The sequence below is a fragment of the Cellulosimicrobium sp. CUA-896 genome (assembly GCF_001942335.1).
Lineage (GTDB): Bacteria > Actinomycetota > Actinomycetes > Actinomycetales > Cellulomonadaceae > Cellulosimicrobium.
In genome coordinates, this window is record NZ_MKKH01000055.1 from 1 (window position 1) to 18,840 (window position 18,840).

An 18,840-nucleotide genomic window follows, 5' to 3' on the forward strand; every position below is an offset into this window, starting at 1 on the left:
GCCGCCGTCCGAGCACCCGGTCCCCGCACCGGTGTTCAGCCCGGTGCACGCCGCCGGCCCCGGACGACCCTGGCCTGTCGCCGGCCGCCACCCGCACCCGCACCCGCCGCCCCCGGCCGCCGACGGCGACGGCATCGTCCGGGGCGTGCCGTTCTCCCCGGCTGACCGCCCCGCAGCCGGTCGCGCCGGGTCCGCTCGCCGACCCCGCGCTGCACCAGGTCGTCCACGTGGCGGACGCACCGCCCCGCCGCCGGCGCCGCACGCCGGGCGCCCGCTGGGCACGACGTGCCCCCGCCCCGCGTCCGGTGGCGCACGAGCCGGCCCAGGACGACCGCGCGTCGCACCCGGGACGGGACGAGGAGGGCGAGGCGCGGCAGGAGCTGTGGCCGCCCTTCCCTCCGGTGTCCGGCTCGGCCCCCGACGCGCAGCGGTGATGCGACGCACCCCGGTCCGGAACCTGCTGCTGGTCGCCGTCGTCACGGCGGTGGCGGGTTGGCTCGTCGTGCGCGCGCTCGAGGGCACGGGGACGTACCTGCCTCCGGTGTCCTGGGTCGTCGACGTGGCGATCGTCGCGCTGGCCCTCGCGGTGCTGTGGGCCGGCTGGACGGTGCGGGCCTACCAGAAGGGCCGGCGGCCGGGGCTCGACGCCATCCGCGCCGCGCGGACCTTCGTGCTCGCGAAGGCCGCGGCGCTCACGGGCGCGCTGCTCGCCGGCTGGTACGGCGCGCAGGTGCTCGTCACGCTGCCGGACCTCGCGATCGAGCCGCGGCGCGAGCGGGCCGTCGCCGCCGGCGTGGCGGTCGCGTGCGCCGTCGTGCTCGCCGTGGCGGGCCTCGTCGCGGAGCGCTTCTGCCAGCTGCCGCCACGGGACGGGAACGACGAGCGGGACGGTGCCACCCGGGAGGACCCGGAGACGCCCGGGGCGAGCACGACGGCCTGAGGGGATCACCCGCCGCGACGCGCCGGTCACGTGGTGCGGATGGGAGGATCGACCCATGACGGACGCTGACCGGCCCACCGCGCCGCACCCCGGCTCGCCCGCCCCGCAGTCGGGACCCTTCGACCCGCCCGGGGTCGTGTGGTCGCGGGTGTCGCCGCGTCTGGCGACGGCCCGGCTGCTGTCCAACGGCATCGTGCTCGCGGTGCTCGCCGTCGCGGCGGTCGTGCTGCTCGTGCTGGTCGGCCACTGGTGGCCGTGGATCGTCCTGGGGCTGCTCGTCGTCGACGCCGTGTGGACCGCGCTCGTCGTGCCGCGGCAGGTGCGGGCGATCGGCTACGCGGAGCGCGACGACGACCTGCTCATCCGCAAGGGCATCCTCTTCCGGACGCTCGTCGTCGTCCCCTACGGCCGCATGCAGTACGTCGACGTCCAGGCCGGCCCGCTCGCCCGGCGCCTGCGCATCGCGCAGATCCAGCTCCACACCGCCTCGGCCTCCACGGACGCGACGATCGACGGCCTCGAGCCCGCCGAGGCGGAGCGCCTGCGCGACCGGCTCGCGTCGCGCGGCGAGGCACGGCTGGCCGGGCTGTGAGCGGGACGGCGCCCGCGCCCGTCGGGCTCCAGTGGCACCGGGTCCACCCCGTGACGCCGCTCGTGCGCGGGTGGACGGTCATCGCGGTCCTGCTCGTCGTCGTCGGGCAGCAGACGCTCAACGGGCTGCCCGAGGGGCAGAACCTCCTCGAGGGCGACCGCTGGTGGCAGGTGCTGCTCGGCATCCTCGTCATCGGTCTGCTCGGCCTCGGCTACTCCGTGCTCGCGTGGCGGATGACGAGCTACGCCGTGGACGAGGAGTCCGTGCACCTGCGCACCGGGGTCCTGTTCCGGCAGCAGCGGCGCGCGCGCCTCGACCGCCTGCAGGCCGTCGACGTCGTGCAGCCGCTCGTGGCCCGCTTCTTCGGGCTCGCCGAGCTCAAGCTCGAGGTCGCCGGCGGTGGCGACTCGGGGGTGAAGCTGGGCTTCCTCCGGGAGGCCGACGCCGACCGGCTCCGGGGCGAGCTGCTCGCGCTCGCGGCCGGGCTCCGGGTGGGCTCGTCCACCGGCGGGGCGTCCGCGTCGGGTCCCGGGGCGCAGGGGCCCGCACCACAGGGCCCCGGGATGTCAGGAGCCGCGGCACCCGGAGCCGCGGCACCCGGGTCGGTGCCCGGGGCGGCGACCCCCGGGACCACGGCTCCGGCGCCGCGGGCGAGGGGCCCACGCCGGCCGCGCCCCTGGAGGCGCCGGAGCAGCCCGTCACCGCCGTCCAGCCCGGCCGCCTGATCGCGTCCCTCGTGCGGTCGGGCGCGACGCTCGGTCTCGCGCTCGGCATCCTCGCGATCGTCGGCGTGGTGGTCGGCACCCGCGAGATCGGCATCCTGTTCAGCGCCCTGCCCGCCGTGCTCGGGTTCGGCGGGTACCTCTTCCAGCGCTTCACGGGCGAGTTCGGCTTCCGCTCCGCCATCTCGCCCGACGGCGTCCGGCTGCGGCACGGCCTGCTCGAGACGCGCTCGCAGACGATCCCGCCCGGCCGCGTGCAGGCGGTGCGGCTGCAGCAGGGTCCGTTCTGGCGCGGCCCGGACTGGTGGCGCGTCGACGTCAATGTCGCCGGGTACGGCGTGAGCGGCGACGGCACGGACACCAAGAGCGTGCTGCTGCCGGTCGGGACGCGCGACGAGGCCCTCGCCGCGCTCTGGCTGGTGCTGCCGGACCTCGGCACGCCGGAGCCGCGCGCCCTGCTCGACGAGGGCCTGTCCGGTCGCGACGCGGGGGAGCACTTCGTCGTGAGCCCGCGACGCGCGCGACTGCTCGACCCCGTCTCCTGGCGACGCAACGGCTTCAGCGTCACCGACCGTGCGCTCCTGCTCCGCTCGGGCCGCGTCTTCCGCAGCCTCGTCGTCGTGCCGCACGAGCGCACGCAGTCGCTCGGCCTCGAGCAGGGGCCGCTCCAGCGCCGGCTGGACGTCGCGACCTTCGCGGTGCACTCGACGCCCGGGCCGATCGCACCGAAGGCCGGGCACCTCGACGCGCACGACGCCGCCCGCCTGCTGGACACCCAGTCCGTGCGGGCCCGCGAGGCGCGCGCCCACCAGGGGCCCGAGCTGTGGATGCGACGGGACGAGGTGCCCCTCGACGACGCCCGCCCCGAGGAGGCGACCGCGTGAGCGCGACCGGCGGGGGCAGCCGTCCCGGACGCCTGGGCGTCGGCGTCGTCGGCGCCGGGCGCGTCGGCGCGGTCCTCGGCAGCGCGCTGCGCGCGACGGGTCACGCGGTCGTCGGCGCGAGCGGCATCTCGGAGGCGTCGCGCGACCGCATCGAGGCGCTCCTGCCCGGCGTACCGGTGCTCGAGGTGCCGGACGTCGTCGAGCGCTCCGAGCTCGCGCTGCTGGCCGTGCCCGACGACGTCCTGCCCGGTCTCGTGCGCGGCCTCGCCGACGTCGGGGCGTGGCAGCCCGGCCAGATCGTCGTGCACACCTCGGGCCGCTACGGCGCCGGCGTGCTCGACCCGGCCCGTGCCGCGGGCGCGATCCCGTTGGCGATCCATCCCGCGATGACGTTCACGGGCACGTCGCTGGACCTCTCGCGGCTCGAGGGCACGACCTTCGCCGTCACGGCGCCCGCGCCGGTGCTGCCGATCGGCCAGGCGCTCGTGGTCGAGGTCGGGGGCGAGCCCGTCGTCGTCGCCGAGGAGTCGCGCGGGCTGTACCACGCGGCGCTCGCGCACGGCGCGAACCATCTGGTCGTGCTCGTGGCCCAGGCGGCGCACGCGCTCGAGGCGGCCGGGATCGAGCAGCCCGGCCGGGTGCTCGCGCCCCTGCTGTCGGCGGCGCTCGACGGCGCGACCCGCGCGGCCGACGCCGGCTCCGGCGGGGGACCGGGCGCGATCGCCGCGCTCACCGGTCCCGTCTCGCGGGGCGACGTCGGCACCGTCGCCGAGCACCTCGCGGCGCTGCGGGCGCTCGCGGCGACGAGCGACGCGACGACGTCCTGCCGTCGTACGCGGCGCTGAGCCGCGCCGCCGCACGGCGTGCCCGCGCGGGCGGCCGCATCGACGCCGACGCCGAGCGCGCCGTGCACGGCGCGCTCGGTGACGACACCACCCGCGACGACACGACGCCGGAGGACCCTGCATGACCGCCAGCCCCGCCGAGCACCCCGCCCCGACGACACCGCGGGTCGTCACCACGCGCGCCGACCTGCGCGACGCGCTCGGCGGGCGCGACCGTGACGGGGCACCCGTCGACCGCGGCCGCCGCGCCGTCGTCATGACGATGGGCGCGCTGCACGCGGGGCACCTCGAGCTCGTGCGCCGCGCGCGCGAGGAGGTCGGCCCGGGCGGCGAGGTCGTCGTCACGGACTTCGTCAACCCGCTCCAGTTCGGCCCGGGCGAGGACTTCGAGCGCTACCCCCGCGACGTCGCGGCCGACGTCGCGCTCCTCGCCGCGGCAGGTCCCGACGCCCGCGTGGACCTCGTGTTCGCGCCGTCGGTCGCCGAGATGTACCCGGACCTCGCGGCGGCCGGGACGGGCGGCGGCCCGATCGTGCGCGTGACGTCGGGGCGCATCGGCACGGTGCTCGAGGGCGCGTCCCGGCCCGGGCACTTCGACGGCGTGCTCACGGTCGTGCTCAAGCTCCTGCACCTCGTGCGCCCGGACGTCGCGGTGTTCGGTGCCAAGGACGCCCAGCAGCTGCTCGCGGTGCGACGCCTGGTGGCGGACCTCGACGTCGACGTCGAGGTCCTCGCGTCCCCACGGTCCGCGAGGCCGACGGCCTCGCGCGCTCGTCACGCAACGCCTACCTGACGGCGGAGGAGCACGAGCACGCCCTGGCGCTCGGCCGGGCCCTGCGCGCGGGCGCCGACGCCGCGTCCGCGGGCGCGCCCGCCGACGAGGTGCTCGCCGCGGCCCGGGGAATCCTCGGGCGGGCTCCCGGTGTTGACGTGGATTACCTGGTGCTCGTGGATCCGACTACCGTGGAGGACCTGGCGCCCGACGCCGTCGGTCCGGGTCTCCTCCTCGTGGCGGCACGCGTGGGCACCACCCGCCTCATCGACAACACGGTCGTCGAGATCGGCTCGTCGGGACGCGCCTCCCGGGCGCCGTCCGTCGAGCCCTGACCGCACGACGCCCTTCTGGAGGAACCGCGTGACCGCGCCGAGCCCCCGTCCTGCCGCCGAGCGCCGCCCGGCGTCGCTGCAGCGCCCCATGATGATCGGCAAGATCCACCGCGCCACGGTGACGCAGGCCGACCTGCACTACGTCGGCTCGATCACCGTGGACGCCGACCTGCTCGACGCCGCGGACCTCTACCCGGGCCAGCAGGTCGACGTCGTCGACGTCACCAACGGCGCACGCCTGACGACGTACGTCATCCCGGGCGAGCGCGGCTCCGGCCAGGTGTGCATCAACGGCGCCGCGGCCCACCTGGTGGGCCCGGGCGACGTCGTCATCCTCATCGCCTACGGCATGCTGTCGGACGCCGACGCGCGCACGTACCTGCCGCACGTCGTGTTCGTCGACGAGGACAACCGCATCGTCGAGCTCTCCGACGAGCCCGGCCTGGTGCCCGCGGGCCACGGGCTCGAGGCGAGCGGCCTGCCGTTCGCCCCGTTCCGGGACGACGCGACGCCCGCCCGCGGGTGAGCACCCTCGCGCGCTCGCTCGCGGCGCCGGAGCCCGGCTGGACGACGACGGCGGACGCGATCGTCGTCGGGTCCGGGATCGCCGGCCTCACCGCCGCGCTCGAGCTGCGCACCCGCGTGCCGCGCGTCCTGCTCGTCACGAAGGGCGAGCTGTCGTCGGGGTCGACGGTGTGGGCGCAGGGCGGCATCGCCGCGGCGCTGCACCCGGAGGACTCGCCCGAGGCGCACCTGGCCGACACGCTCGTCGCGGGCGTCGGCCTGTGCGACCCGGTCGCGGTCGAGGTGCTCGTCACGGAGGGGCCGGAGCGCGTCCGCGAGCTCGTCGCACGCGGCGCGAACTTCGACCGCGCGGCGAACGGTGACATCGCGCTCACGCGCGAGGGCGGCCACCACGCCGACCGGATCGCGCACGCGGGCGGCGACGCCACGGGCGCGGAGATCTCGCGCGCGCTCGTCGCGCAGCTCGACGCGGTCCTCGGAGACCCGGGGATCGAGGTGATCGAGAACGCCCTCGTCCTCGACGTGCTCACGACCGCGCCCGGTCCGGACGGGGAGCGGCCGCGGGCGTGCGGCGTGACGCTGCACGTCAAGGGCGAGGGCACGCGCGACGGCGTGGGCGCCGCGCTCGCGCGCGCCGTCGTGCTCGCGACCGGGGGAGTGGGGCAGATCTTCCGCTCGTCGACGAACCCGCCGCAGGCCACGGGTGACGGCATCGCCGCGGCGCTGCGCGCGGGGGCGACGCTCGGCGACCTCGAGTTCGTCCAGTTCCACCCCACCGTGCTGTGGCTCGGGGTCGGCGCGAAGGGCCAGCTCCCGCTCATCTCGGAGGCGGTGCGCGGCGAGGGGGCGGTCCTCCTCGACACCGAGGGCCACCGCTTCATGCCCGCCCGGCACCCCATGGCGGAGCTCGCGCCCCGGGACGTCGTCGCGCACGCGATCGTGCGGCAGATGGCCGCGACCGCGTCCGACCACGTGCTGCTCGACGCCCGGCACCTCGGCGCGGACTTCCTGCGCGCCCGTTTCCCGACGATCACCGAGCGGCTCGCCGACCACGGCATCGACTGGACCGAGGAGCCCGTGCCCGTCGCGCCGGCGCAGCACTACCACTCGGGTGGCGTCGTGACGGACCTGCACGGGCGCTCCTCGCTCGACGGCCTCTACGCCGTCGGCGAGGTCGCGTGCACCGGTGTGCACGGGGCGAACCGGCTCGCGTCCAACTCCCTGCTCGAAGGGCTCGTGTTCGCGCACCGGGCGGCCCACGAGATCACGGAGCGCGTCGCGACCGGCGACCTGGAGCTCGGCGAGCCCGCCGCGCGACCGGGCCCCTCCGCGCTGGTCGCCGCGGCCGCGCGCTCGCGCATCCAGTCGGTCGCGTCCGCCGGCCCGGGCGTCATCCGCGACGGCGAGGGTCTCGCCCGGGCCGCGGCCCGGCTCGCCGCCGTCCGCACCGACGCGCACGAGGCGAGCGACGTCGTCGCGCAGCCGCAGGCGGCGGAGTGGGAGACGACGAACATCCACCAGGTCGCGACGGCCCTCACCGCGGCGGCGACGTTCCGGACGGAGAGCCGCGGCGGGCACTTCCGCACCGACCACCCGACGACGGAGCTCGCCTGGGAGCGCCGCGTGGTCGTGTCGCTCGACGACGACGGCGCCCTCGTCGTGCGCTGACCGCTCGCCCCGCGCAGGGGATACCGTGGGCGACCGTGAGCACTCCCGAGACGGCCGGCACGCCCGCGGACGCGCCCGGCGGCGCGCACGGCACCGCGGCGCCCGGCGCACCGTCGCACGTCGAGCCCGGCCTCGACCCCGCGTGGGTCGCCGCGACCGTCGCCCGCGCGCTCGACGAGGACCTCGGGCCCGCACCCGGTCGCGACGTCACGACCCAGGCGACGGTCCCGGCGTCCGACACCGGGACGGCGCACCTCGTGGCACGCGCGGACGGGGTCGTCGCCGGTCTCGTCGTGGTGGAGGAGGTCGTGCGCCAGGTCGCGGACCGGCTCGGGCTCCCGGGCGTCGCGGTGACGTTCACGGCGCGCGACGGCGAGGCGGTCGCCCCCGGCCGCGTGCTCGCGGCGCTCAGCGGTCCCGTGCAGGTGATCCTCGTCGCCGAGCGCACGCTGCTCAACCTCGCGAGCCGAGCGTCGGGCGTCGCCACGGCGACGCGCGCCTGGGCGCGCGCGCTCGACGGCACGGGCGCTCAGGTGCTCGACACGCGCAAGACGACGCCGGGCCTGCGCGCGCTGGAGAAGTACGCCGTGCGCGCCGGTGGCGGGACGAACAAGCGCCTGGGCCTGTACGACGTCGCGATGGTGAAGGACAACCACGTCGTCGCGGCCGGGTCGGTGAGCGCGGCGATCGCCGCGGTCCGCCGGACCTTCCCCGACGTGCTCGTGCAGGTCGAGGCCGACACGACCGCGCAGGCGCTCGAGGCGCTCGACGCCGGGGCCGACTTCCTGCTGCTCGACAACATGCCGACCCCGGTGCTCGCCGAGACGGTCGCCGCCGTCCGCGCGCGCGAGGGCGTCGACGGCGTCCCGGCGCGGGTCGAGCTCGAGGCGACGGGCAACCTCACGCTCGACCGCGCCCGCGAGGTCGCCGCGACCGGCGTGGACTACCTCTCGGTCGGGGCGCTCACGCACTCCGCGCCGATCCTCGACCTCGCGCTGGACCTCCAGCCGTCGTCGGTAGAATCGCCCGTGTGACCTCCCCCGCCGGTGCCCCTGACCCCGCCGTGCCCGAGACCGGGCGTCCCGTCGTCGACGTGCCCGCCGCGGACGACGTCCCCGAGCAGATGCGGGTGCGCCGTGAGAAGCGCGAGCGGATCCTCGCGCGGGGCGAGCAGGCCTACCCCGTCTCCGTCCCTCGCACGCACACCATCGCCGAGGTCCGCGGCTCCTATGCCCACCTCGAGGCGGGCGAGGAGACCCAGGACGAGGTCGGCGTGGCGGGGCGCGTCGTCTTCCTGCGCAACACGGGCAGGCTGTGCTTCGTCACGCTGCAGGACGGCGAGGGTGCACGGCTGCAGGTGATGCTCAGCCAGGCCGTGGTCGGCGAGGAGTCGCTGGCCGACTTCAAGGCCGACGTCGACCTCGGCGACCACCTCTTCGCGCACGGCCGCGTCATCAGCTCCCGCCGCGGTGAGCTGAGCGTCTTCGCGGATTCCTGGAAGGTCGCCGCGAAGGCGCTGCGTCCTCTTCCCGTGCTGCACAAGGACCTGTCCGAGGAATCGCGCGTCCGACAGCGTTACGTGGACCTCATCGTGCGTCCCGAGGCGCGCGACATGGTGCGTTTTCGCGCCGCGGTCGTGCGCTCCCTGCGCGACAACTTCCACCGCCGTGGATACCTCGAGGTGGAGACGCCGATGCTGCAGACCGTCGCCTCCGGCGCGGCGGCGCGGCCATTCACGACGCACATGAACGCGTATGACCTGGACCTGTTCCTGCGCATCGCGCCGGAGATCTTTCTCAAGAAGGCCGTCGTCGGCGGTGTCGAGCGCGTGTTCGAGATCAACCGGAACTTCCGCAACGAAGGCGCCGACTCCACGCACTCGCCGGAGTTCGCGATGCTCGAGGCGTACGAGGCGTACGGCGACTACGACACGATGGCGTCCCTCACGCAGGACCTCGTGCAGACGGCCGCGCAGGACGCGCTCGGCACGACGACGGTCGCGCTGCCGGACGGCTCGGAGTACGAGCTCGGCGGCACGTGGGACTCGATCACGATGTACGGGTCGCTCTCGCAGGCGCTCGGCGAGGAGATCACGCCGGAGACGCCCGTGGCCGACCTCGTGGCGCTCGCCGACCGGCTCGAGGTCGCGTACGACCCGAAGCGCGCGAGCCACGGCAAGCTCGTCGAGGAGCTGTGGGAGCACCAGGTCGGCGACGGCCTCGTCGCGCCCACGTTCGTGCGCGACTTCCCGGTGGAGACGTCGCCGCTCACGCGCGACCACCGCAGCATCCCGGGCGTCGTGGAGAAGTGGGACCTGTACGTGCGCGGCTTCGAGCTCGCGACGGCGTACTCCGAGCTCGTCGACCCGGTGGTCCAGCGGCAGCGGTTCGAGGCGCAGGCGCTGCTCGCCGCGGCGGGGGACGACGAGGCGATGCGTCTCGACGAGGACTTCCTCACCGCGATGGAGCACGCGATGCCGCCGTCGGGCGGCATGGGCATGGGCCTGGACCGGCTGCTCATGGCCCTGACGGGCCACGGCATCCGGGAGACGATCCTCTTCCCGCTGGTGAAGCCCGCCCAGGCGACGGACCGGGGGGAGGACGCGTGAACGACGTGCTGCCCGTCCTCGCCGCCCTGGTCCCGTCGGTCGGCGTCGGCCTGCTGTTCTGGGTCGCGATGCGCTACATCGTCCGCGCGGACCGCAACGAGCGCGCCGCGCTCGCGCGCCTGGACGCCGAGGAACGGCGCCCGGACCGTTCCGAGGAATCGCCCGCGGACGCGCCGCGCGACGACCGGGAGCGAAAAGCCGACGCATAACTGCGGCGCCGCTTCCCGAATTTTCCACCGCCACCCGTCGTGTCAATTGACGCGGTTGTTGACCGCTGGCATCCTGACAGGGCAATCTCATTCCGGTGAAGCGTGAGGAAACCACAGTGGCCCAGAAAGTCCAGGTAATTCTCGTGGACGACATCGACGGGGGAGCGGCCGACGAGACCGTGACCTTCGCGCTCGACGGTGTCTCCTACGAGATCGACCTCAGCACGAAGAACGCGCAGGACCTGCGCGACGCGATGGCGACGTGGGTCGGGAACGCGCGAAAGGTGTCCTCGCGGCCGTCCTCCAAGCCGACCCGCCGCGGGCGGAGCGCCGGCGCGGCGCGCGCCACGGAGATCCGTGAGTGGGCGCGCGAGAACGGCTACCAGGTGAACGACCGGGGCCGCATCTCGCAGGAGATCCAGACCGCGTACGACGCGGCGCACTGACCCGGGCTTCCCGGAGCACGACCTCTCCCAGGAGCACCTTCCACGACGCGGGGCGCTCGCACGACGGTCCGACGACCGTCGCGCGGGCGCCCCGCGTCGTCCGGCGGGCGGGCGCGCGAGACTTAGGCTCGTGCCATGACCGTCGCGACGCGCTCCCTGTGGATCGGCACCTACCCGCACCCCGCGGCGGACGGCGGCGAGGGCGTGTGGCGCGTCGAGCTCGAGGTCACCGACGGCGGCACGGGCGGGACGTTCACCGCAGGACGTCTCGCCGTCGCGACGTCCTCGCCCTCGTTCCTCGCCCTCGCGCCGTCGACACCGGGGCGCGCGCCGGGCAGCGTGCTGTACGCCGTCGACGAGACGGAGGACGGGAGCGTGACCGCGTTCGACGTCGACGCGGACGGCGGGCTCGCACCTCGCGGCAGCGCCGTCCCCAGCGGGGGTGCGCTCCCGTGTCACGTGCTCGCGCGCACCCACGACGTGCTCGTCGCGAACTACGGCGACGGCGTCCTGGGCGTCGTCCCCACCGACGACTCCGGTGCCCTCGCCGGGCCGGTCCGTCCGCAGGGGCACTCCGGCACCGGACCGGACCCCGAGCGTCAGGAGGGCCCGCACGCCCACTTCGTCCTCGACGACGGCCGCGGCGGTGTGCTCGTGTCGGACCTCGGTACGGACGAGCTGCGCCGGCACGACGTCGCGGCCGACGGTCCCGGAGGGACGCGCGGACGCCCACGAGCGGTATGGCGCGCGTCGCCGCGACGCTGCCGCCGGGCACGGGCCCGCGCCACGTGGGCGTGCTTCCCGGCGGGTACCTCGTCGTCGTCGGCGAGCTCGACCCGGCCCTGTTCGTCCTCGCACCGGGGCCTGACGGCTCGTACGACGTCGTGGCGCGCTACGACGTCACGCGCGCCGTCGCGCCGCAGGGTGTGCGACACCAGCCCTCGCACGTCGAGGTCACGCCCGACGGCGACCGCGTCCTCGCCGCCGTGCGCGGGTCGGACGTGCTCGCGGTCCACGCCGTCGTGCCCGCGCCCGACGGAGGCGCGCCCACGCTCGAGCACCTCGCCGACACGCCCGTCGGCGGCGCCTGGCCGCGGCACTTCGCGGTGCTGACCCCCACCGACGCCACCGACGCCGCCGACGCCGCCGACGCCGCCGCCGCCGCGGGGGGCGTGGCCGGTGGAGACCACGGGGCACGCACCCACGACCTCGTCGTCGTCGCGAACCAGCACGACGACCCGGGCGCCCGCGACGGCGACGGACCGACGTCGAACCTCGCGCTGCTGCGTGTCGCACGCGCCGACGGCGCGGGCGAGGTGCTGGACGTCCTCGCCCTGCCGGCCCCGGCCTGCGTCGTGGAAGTGCCCCGCGCGTGAGGGACGACCGCACGCCGTCGCCGGCGGCCGACCTGCGCGTGGCCATGCTGTCCGTCCACACCTCGCCGCTCGACCAGCCGGGCACGGGGGACGCGGGTGGCATGAACGTCTACGTGACCGAGCTCTCCCGCGCGCTCGCCCGGCACGGGGCGCAGGTCGAGATCTTCACCCGCGCCACGTCGTCCGCGCAGGAGGCGTGCGTCGAGGTGGCGGAGGGCGTGACGGTGCGCCACGTCGTCGCGGGTCCGTTCGAGGGCCTCGACAAGAACGACCTGCCGGGGCAGCTCTGCGCGTTCACCGCCGGCGTGCTGCGGGCTGAGGCGCACCGGCACGTGGGCTGGTACGACGTCGTGCACACCCACTACTGGTTGTCGGGGCAGGTCGGCTGGCTCGCCGCCGACCGCTGGGACGTGCCCCTCGTGCACACGATGCACACGCTCGCGCGCGTGAAGAACGCGGCGCTCGCGCCCGGCGACGCGCCCGAGCCGCTGGGCAGGATCATCGGCGAGGAGCAGGTGGTCGCGGAGTCCGACGCGCTCGTCGCGAGCACCGACGCCGAGGCCCAGGACCTCGTGCGCGACTACGCGGCCGACCCCGCGCGCGTGCACGTGGTGCCACCGGGGGTCGACCTGGACCTGTTCTCGCCGGGCCCCGCGCCGTCCGGTGACCCGGCCGCGCGGGCGGCGCGACGCCGCGCCGTGCGCGCGGAGCTCGACCTGCCGCTCGACGGCGGGGTCGTCCTCTTCGCGGGTCGCGTGCAGCCCCTCAAGGCGCCGGACCTGCTGGTGCGCGCGCTCGGTGCGCTCGCCGAGCGCGGCGGGCCCGTCCCCACGCTGGTCGTGCTCGGCGGCCCCAGCGGCCGCCCGACGGCCGTGCGCGAGCTCGAGGCGCTCGCGTACCAGGCCGGGGTCGCGGACCGCGTGGTCACGCGTCCGCCGGTCCCGCGGGAGGAGCTCGTGCGCTACTACCGGGCGGCCGACGTGGTGGCGGTCCCGTCGCACAACGAGTCGTTCGGGCTCGTGGCCGCCGAGGCCCAGGCGAGCGGGACGCCCGTCGTCGCGGCCGCCGTCGGCGGGCTGCTCTCGGTGGTCGAGGACGGCGTCTCCGGTGTCCTCGTGCCCGGCCACGACCCGGCGACGTGGGCGCGTGAGCTCGGCGACCTCCTCGCCGACGACGCACGCCGGGACGCGCTCGGCGTCGGCGCGCGGCGCGTCAGCCAGCGGCTCGGCTGGGACGAGGCCGCGCTGCGGATGCTCGACGTCTACGCGCAGGCGAAGAAGGTGCGCGCCGCGCGCTGAGCGGCGTCAGCCCGCGCGCTCGAGGACGAGGACGGGGATCCGGCGCGACGTCTTCTCCTGGTAGTCCGCGTACGGCGGGTAGGCCGCGACGGCGCGCTCCCACCACGTCTCGCGCTCGGCGCCGTCGACCTCGCGGGCGACGTACTCGTGCCGCTCCGGGCCGTCCTGGAGCTCGACGCGCGGGTGGGCGACGACGTTGTGGTACCAGACCGGGTGCTGCGGCGCGCCGCCGAGCGACGCCACGACCGCGTAGGCGCCGTCGTGCTCGACGCGCATCAGGGGCGTCTTGCGGACCTTGCCGGTGCGGCGGCCGAGCGTCGTCAGGACGACGACGGGCATGCCGCGCAGCGTCGTCGCCTCGGTGCCCCCGGACTCCTCGTACCGCTCGGCCTGCCGGCGGGCCCAGTCGCTCGTGCTGGGTGCGTACTCTCCGTGGATCGGCATGCCGGGGGAACCACCGGCCGGGCGCGGTGATTCCCGTCGTCCGCGGGCCGGGCCTCCGCCGTCCTGCCCGGGACGGCCACCACGACGTGGGACGCGCGTGCCGCGGGCACGAGGGGTGCGGCAGGATGGAGGCATGACCTACACCCTCGTGCTGCTCCGCCACGGCGAGAGCGACTGGAACGCGAAGAACCTGTTCACCGGCTGGGTGGACGTGGCGCTGTCGGAGAAGGGCGTCGAGGAGGCGAAGCGCGGCGGCGTGCTCCTCGGCGAGTCGCAGATCGCGCCCGACGTCGTCCACACGTCGCTGCTGCGCCGCGCGATCTCGACCGCGAACCTCGCGCTCGACGTGGCCGACCGCCACTGGATCCCGGTCAAGCGCTCGTGGCGTCTCAACGAGCGCCACTACGGCGCGCTGCAGGGCAAGAACAAGAAGCAGACGCTCGAGGAGTTCGGCGAGGAGCAGTTCATGCTCTGGCGCCGCTCCTACGACGTGCCGCCGCCCGAGATCGAGCTCGGCTCCGAGTTCTCGCAGGACGCCGACCCCCGCTACGCGGACGCGCCCGTCGTGCGCACGGAGTGCCTCAAGGACGTCCTCGAGCGCGCGCTGCCGTACTGGGAGGGCGAGATCGTCCCCGACCTGCGGGCCGGCAAGACCGTGCTCGTCGCGGCGCACGGCAACTCGCTGCGCGCGCTCGTCAAGCACCTCGACGGCATCTCGGACGACGACATCGCGGGCCTGAACATCCCCACGGGCATCCCGCTGCTCTACGAGCTCGACGAGGACCTGAAGCCCGTCACGCGCGGCGGTCGCTACCTCGACCCCGAGGCCGCGAAGGAGGCCGCCGCCGCGGTCGCGGCGCAGGGCCGCTGACTCTGGTCACCAGGGCGTGACAGCACGAAGGAGGCGCGGATCGACCATCCGCGCCTCCTTCGTCGTCGGGGTGGTCAGACGCTGGCGCGCGCCTGACCCGTGGGCGCGCCGCGGTCGTCGGCGAAGTCGCCCGTGACGAGGTACGTCACGCGCTTGGCGATCGAGACGCCGTGGTCGCCGAACCGCTCGTAGTAGCGGCCCACGAGCGTGACGTCGATCGTCTCCTGCGCGGTCCCCGACCAGGAGCTGTCGAGGAGCGCCGTGAACGTGTCCTGGTGGAGGTGGTCCAGCAGGTCGTCGTCGCGCTCGATGTTGGCCGCGACGGTGAGGTCGCGGGTCGTGAGCAGCGTCGTCGTGCGTCGCGCGACGCGGTCGGCGGCCTCGTTCATCTGCTCGAACGTGCGGTGCACGGACGGCGCGATCGCCCGCGCGGGGTAGCGCCCGCGGGCGACCTGGGCGATGTGCCGGGCGAGGTCGCCCATGCGCTCGAGGGTCGCGCTCATCCGGAGCGCGCTGACGACGACGCGGAGGTCGGTCGCGACCGGCTGCTGCTGCGCGAGGAGCAGCACGCACCGCTCGTCGAGCGCGCGCTCGAGCGTGTCGATGGCGTGGTCCGCCGCGATGACCTGCTGCGCGAGCTGCAGGTCCGCCGTGAGCAGCGCCTGGCCCGCGCGGCTGATCGCGGACTCCACCAGCCGGCTCATCTCGGTCAGGTCGTCCCCGACCTGCTTCAGCTCGGCCTCGAAGATCTCCCGCATCGCATCCCTCTCGTCATGACCGGGCGGCACCCGGCGGGCCCGCCCGTCGCGCACCTGGCCGCCCGGGCGGGCGGGTGCGTCGTCGGCTCGCGCCAGCCTCGCAAACGTGGTGGTCCGCGCGGTGAACGGCAGTGCGCCGCGAGGTGAACTCTTGGCGCCGCGTCCCGGGGCGGCGGTCCGTCCGGCCGGGACGCGCCCGCGCCGACCGTAGGCTGGGCACGTGGAAGCCGAGAGCCTCATCGGAGGCGCGACCGTGCTGCTCGCGGGCATCGTGGGCGTGGTCGTGGGTGTCGTCGCGGCGGTCGCGTTCCGCCTGAGCGAGCGCGAGCAGAAGCGCGCCCCCGCCGAGCCGCGCGCGAGCTCGACGAGGGTCTCGTGCGCGTCCTCGCGGTGCTCCGCTCGGCGGCCGTCGTGCTGGACGACGAGGGCGACGTCGTGCGCGCGAGCCCGCCCGCGTACGCGCTGGGCGTCGTCCGCGGCGACATGGTCGCGCACGCCGCGATCCGCGACATGATCGACGACGTGCGCCGCGACGGCGTGATCCGCGACGAGGAGCTCGAGCTCCCGCGCGGGCCCGTGGGGCGCGGCACGGTGATGCTCCAGGTCCGCGTCGCCCAGGTGGGGCCCGAGCACGTGCTGGTCCTCGCCGAGGACCGCACCGAGGCCCGCCGCGTCGAGGCGATCCGGCGCGACTTCGTCGTCAACGTCTCCCACGAGCTCAAGACGCCGGTCGGTGCGCTCGCGCTGCTCGCCGAGACCGTGCAGGACGCCGCCGACGACCCGGTCGCCGTGCGCAGGTTCGCCTCGCGCATGCACGCCGAGGCGACCCGGCTGTCGGCGCTCGTGCACGAGATCATCGAGCTCTCGCGCCTGCAGGTCGCGGGCGCGCTCCAGGAGGTCACCGTCGTGCCCGTGCGGGGCGTGGTCGACGAGGCCGTCGACCGCGCCCGCACGACGGCGCAGGGCAAGGGCATCACGCTCACCACGGGTGGCGACCTCGACGCCGCGGTGTACGGCGACCACGCCCTGCTCGTCACGGCGGTGCGCAACCTCCTCGACAACGCGGTCGCCTACTCCGGGGAGAACACGCGCGTCGGCGTCGGCGTGAGCCGCGCCGGGGAGCTCGTCGAGATCGCCGTCGTCGACCAGGGCATCGGGATCGCGGCCGACGAGCAGGCGCGCGTCTTCGAGCGCTTCTACCGCGTCGACCCGGCGCGGTCGCGCGACACCGGGGGCACGGGGCTCGGGCTGAGCATCGTCAAGCACGTCGCGGCCGACCACGGCGGCGAGGTGACGATGTGGTCGGAGCCCGGACGAGGGTCGACCTTCACCATCCGCGTCCCCGCCGCGGAGCGCCGCCCCGAGCCCGGGGGCGGGCAGGGCCGCCCGCCGGCCGACGGCGCACCGGTCGCGACGGGCCGGGACGGCCCGGAGCGCGACCAGGACCAGGACCAGCGGGACCAGAGCACGGACGAGGCACGGAGCAAGGAGGTGGACGCGTGACGCGCATCCTGGTGGTGGAGGACGAGGAGTCGTACCGGGACCCGCTGACGTACCAGCTGCGGCGCGAGGGGTTCGACGTGGTGGAGGCGGCCACGGGGACCGAGGCGCTCGAGCACTTCGACGCCATGGGGGCGGACCTGGTCCTGCTCGACCTCATGCTGCCCGGGCTCAGCGGCACCGAGGTGTGCCGCGAGCTGCGCCAGCGCGGGGACGTCCCGGTCATCATGCTCACCGCGAAGGACTCGGAGATCGACAAGGTCGTGGGCCTCGAGCTCGGCGCCGACGACTACGTGACGAAGCCGTACTCGTTCCGCGAGCTCCTCGCCCGCGTGCGCGCCGTCCTGCGGCGCAAGGGCGGGGAGGCCACGGGGGGAGGCGGAGGAGGACGGCACGCTCGAGGTCGGGCCCGTCCGCATGGACGTCGAACGCCACACGGTCACGGTGGACGGGGCCGCCGTCGCGTTCCCGCTCAAGGAGTTCGAGCTGCTCGAGCTGCTGCTGCGCAACGCGGGGCGCGTGCTCACCCGCGGGCAGCTCATCGACCGGGTGTGGGGCACGGACTACGTCGGCGACACGAAGACGCTCGACGTGCACGTCAAGCGCATCCGCTCCAAGATCGAGCCCGAGCCCGCGACCCCGCGCTTCCTGCTCACCGTGCGCGGCCTCGGCTACAAGATCGCGGACGGCGACAGCTCCGCCTAGCCCCCGCGGGGCGTCCCGCCGGGCCCTCGGCGGCGCGCGGACAACGTCTGTGCACTGTTCATCCTGCGTTCATCCTGACTCGGCGCGCGCGTCACCCGGCGCTCCTAGCGTCCTGGCTGTCGCCGGCACTCGCCGGTGCCTCGCACAGCTTCGAACAGGATGGATCGACTCGTGAAGCTCAGCCGAATCTCCCGCGCCGGTACCGCGGTCGTGGCGGGCGCCCTCGCCCTCACGCTGGCCGCCTGCAGCTCCGACGGCGCCGACGGCTCCGACACCGAGCCCGGTGGCACCGAGAGCTCGTCGGGGTCCGACCTCGAGAACCTCAGCGGCGAGCTCGCCGGTGCGGGCGCCAGCTCGCAGGAGAACGCCGTCGCCGGCTGGATCGCCGGCTTCAACGACATGGCCCCCGGCGTGACGGTGACGTACGACGCCGTCGGCTCCGGCGGTGGCCGCGAGCAGTTCATCGCCGGCGCGACGCAGTTCGCCGGCTCCGACGCGGCGCTCGACGAGGAGGAGCTGGCCGACGCGCAGGAGCGCTGCTACGGCGGCGACGTCCTCGAGCTCCCGCTCTACATCAGCCCCATCGCGGTCGTCTACAACCTCCCGGACGTCGACGCGAGAACATCAACATGTCCGCCGAGACGCTCGCCCAGGTCTTCAACGGCGACATCACGACGTGGGACGACCCGGCGATCGCCGCGGAGAACGAGGGCGTCGAGCTGCCCTCGATCGACATCATCCCGGTGCACCGCTCCGACGAGTCCGGCACGACGGAGAACTTCACCGAGTACCTCGCGGCCGCGTCGAACGGCGCCTGGCCGCACGAGGCGAGCGGCGACTGGCCGGTCGAGGGCGGCCAGTCCGGCGCCCAGACGCAGGGCCTCATCGACACGGTGACGGGTGCCGAGGGCGCGATCGGCTACGCCGACGCCTCGCGCGCCGGTGACCTCGGGACCGTCGCGGTCAAGGTCGGCGAGGAGTACGTGCCGTACTCGCCCGAGGCCGCCGCGGCCGTCGTCGACGCCTCGCCCCGTGCCGAGAGCGCGACCGACACCCAGCTCGTCGTCGAGCTCGACCGCACGACGACCGAGTCGGGCGCTACCCGATCGTCCTCATCTCCTACTCCATCGCGTGCGGCACGTACGAGGAGCAGGCCGACGTGGACAACGTCAAGGCGTACCTCGGGTACGTGGCCAGCGAGGAGGGCCAGGCGCGCGCTCCGAGCCCGACGTCGCCGGCTCCGCCCCGATCTCGGAGGAGCTGCGCGCCGAGGTCGAGGCCGCGCTGGACAGCATCACCGTCCAGGGCTGACACGCGCACGAGCGGGCAGGGGGCCGTCGAG

General features: G+C 75.3%; 15 protein-coding genes and 8 pseudogenes. 21 read left to right on the forward strand and 2 right to left on the reverse strand.

The genetic code is table 11. The features are described from left to right. The 16 genes and pseudogenes from BJF88_RS20570 to mshA form a co-directional block, all read left to right on the forward strand. Positions 1-434, forward strand: a pseudogene (locus BJF88_RS20570) (hypothetical protein); the annotation flags it as partial. Continuing rightward, on the forward strand, positions 434-940 hold the full coding sequence (locus tag BJF88_RS14525; RefSeq protein WP_075829403.1) for a DUF3180 domain-containing protein: 507 nt from the start codon (positions 434-436) through the stop codon (positions 938-940). The pseudogene BJF88_RS20570 and the gene BJF88_RS14525, both read left to right, overlap by 1 nt. 55 nt (positions 941-995) lie before the next feature. Further along, positions 996-1,532 (forward strand): PH domain-containing protein, encoded by a 537-nt coding sequence (locus BJF88_RS14530; RefSeq protein WP_075829334.1) that lies wholly within the window; start codon positions 996-998, stop codon positions 1,530-1,532. Then, complete coding sequence (locus tag BJF88_RS22395) at positions 1,529-2,257, forward strand: PH domain-containing protein (protein ID WP_075829335.1); 729 nt, start codon at positions 1,529-1,531, stop codon at positions 2,255-2,257. The genes BJF88_RS14530 and BJF88_RS22395 overlap by 4 nt, the downstream gene beginning before the upstream one ends. An 11-nt stretch (positions 2,258-2,268) precedes the next feature. Further along, positions 2,269-3,138, forward strand: a complete 870-nt coding sequence (locus tag BJF88_RS22400; RefSeq protein WP_075829336.1) for a PH domain-containing protein — start codon at positions 2,269-2,271, stop codon at positions 3,136-3,138. After that, positions 3,135-4,108: pseudogene (locus BJF88_RS14545) on the forward strand (Rossmann-like and DUF2520 domain-containing protein). The gene BJF88_RS22400 and the pseudogene BJF88_RS14545 overlap by 4 nt, the downstream one beginning before the upstream one ends. Further along, positions 4,105-5,090 (forward strand): annotated as a pseudogene (gene panC, locus BJF88_RS14550) (pantoate--beta-alanine ligase). Before BJF88_RS14545 ends, panC begins: the two co-directional pseudogenes overlap by 4 nt. Positions 5,091-5,178: 88 nt before the next feature. Beyond that, positions 5,179-5,616 (forward strand): aspartate 1-decarboxylase, encoded by a 438-nt coding sequence (gene panD, locus BJF88_RS14555; protein WP_075829404.1) that lies wholly within the window; start codon positions 5,179-5,181, stop codon positions 5,614-5,616. Further along, positions 5,613-7,283: an L-aspartate oxidase gene (locus BJF88_RS14560; RefSeq protein WP_075829337.1), complete on the forward strand. Its 1,671-nt coding sequence runs from the start codon at positions 5,613-5,615 to the stop codon at positions 7,281-7,283. Before panD ends, BJF88_RS14560 begins: the two co-directional genes overlap by 4 nt. A 35-nt stretch (positions 7,284-7,318) precedes the next feature. Beyond that, positions 7,319-8,317, forward strand: coding sequence for a carboxylating nicotinate-nucleotide diphosphorylase (gene nadC / locus BJF88_RS14565; RefSeq protein ID WP_075829338.1), 999 nt, complete (start codon positions 7,319-7,321; stop codon positions 8,315-8,317). Positions 8,318-8,406: 89 nt separating this feature from the next. Continuing rightward, complete coding sequence (gene lysS, locus BJF88_RS14570; protein ID WP_075829405.1) at positions 8,407-9,891, forward strand: lysine--tRNA ligase; 1,485 nt, start codon at positions 8,407-8,409, stop codon at positions 9,889-9,891. Further along, the gene (locus BJF88_RS14575) at positions 9,888-10,100 is read left to right on the forward strand and encodes a hypothetical protein (RefSeq protein ID WP_075829339.1); all 213 of its coding nucleotides are present in this window, start codon (positions 9,888-9,890) and stop codon (positions 10,098-10,100) included. The genes lysS and BJF88_RS14575 overlap by 4 nt, the downstream gene beginning before the upstream one ends. 116 nt (positions 10,101-10,216) lie before the next feature. Further along, positions 10,217-10,546, forward strand: coding sequence for an Lsr2 family protein (locus BJF88_RS14580; protein WP_075829406.1), 330 nt, complete (start codon positions 10,217-10,219; stop codon positions 10,544-10,546). A gap of 135 nt (positions 10,547-10,681) precedes the next feature. Next, positions 10,682-11,194: pseudogene (locus BJF88_RS23820) on the forward strand (lactonase family protein); the annotation flags it as partial. 92 nt (positions 11,195-11,286) lie between these two features. Then, a complete protein-coding gene (locus BJF88_RS22405; protein ID WP_075829340.1) occupies positions 11,287-11,922 on the forward strand; it encodes a beta-propeller fold lactonase family protein in 636 nt (211 codons plus the stop codon). Positions 11,923-11,966: 44 nt separating this feature from the next. Then, positions 11,967-13,220 (forward strand): D-inositol-3-phosphate glycosyltransferase, encoded by a 1,254-nt coding sequence (mshA, locus tag BJF88_RS14595; protein WP_075829407.1) that lies wholly within the window; start codon positions 11,967-11,969, stop codon positions 13,218-13,220. Between the two features lie 6 nt (positions 13,221-13,226). Here mshA and BJF88_RS14600 read toward each other — a convergent pair whose 3' ends face one another. Next, complete coding sequence (locus BJF88_RS14600; RefSeq protein WP_075829341.1) at positions 13,227-13,664, reverse strand: nitroreductase family deazaflavin-dependent oxidoreductase; 438 nt, start codon at positions 13,662-13,664, stop codon at positions 13,227-13,229. Positions 13,665-13,797: 133 nt separating this feature from the next. Between BJF88_RS14600 and BJF88_RS14605 the strand changes: the two genes are divergently transcribed. Beyond that, positions 13,798-14,535, forward strand: coding sequence for a phosphoglyceromutase (locus tag BJF88_RS14605; RefSeq protein ID WP_075829342.1), 738 nt, complete (start codon positions 13,798-13,800; stop codon positions 14,533-14,535). Between the two features lie 74 nt (positions 14,536-14,609). On the opposite strand, the gene phoU is transcribed toward BJF88_RS14605, so the two are convergent. Then, on the reverse strand, positions 14,610-15,293 hold the full coding sequence (gene phoU, locus BJF88_RS14610; RefSeq protein ID WP_075829343.1) for a phosphate signaling complex protein PhoU: 684 nt from the start codon (positions 15,291-15,293) through the stop codon (positions 14,610-14,612). A 238-nt stretch (positions 15,294-15,531) separates the two neighbouring features. On the opposite strand from phoU, the pseudogene BJF88_RS14615 reads away from it, so the two are divergent. The 4 pseudogenes from BJF88_RS14615 to BJF88_RS23830 all read left to right on the forward strand — a co-directional run. After that, positions 15,532-16,796: pseudogene (locus BJF88_RS14615) on the forward strand (sensor histidine kinase). Beyond that, positions 16,793-17,498, forward strand: a pseudogene (locus BJF88_RS14620) (response regulator transcription factor). The pseudogenes BJF88_RS14615 and BJF88_RS14620 overlap by 4 nt, the downstream one beginning before the upstream one ends. A gap of 159 nt (positions 17,499-17,657) precedes the next feature. Beyond that, positions 17,658-18,095 (forward strand): annotated as a pseudogene (locus BJF88_RS23825) (PstS family phosphate ABC transporter substrate-binding protein); the annotation flags it as partial. An 83-nt stretch (positions 18,096-18,178) separates the two neighbouring features. Further along, positions 18,179-18,439: pseudogene (locus BJF88_RS23830) on the forward strand (substrate-binding domain-containing protein); the annotation flags it as partial. Positions 18,440-18,840 lie beyond the last annotated feature (401 nt).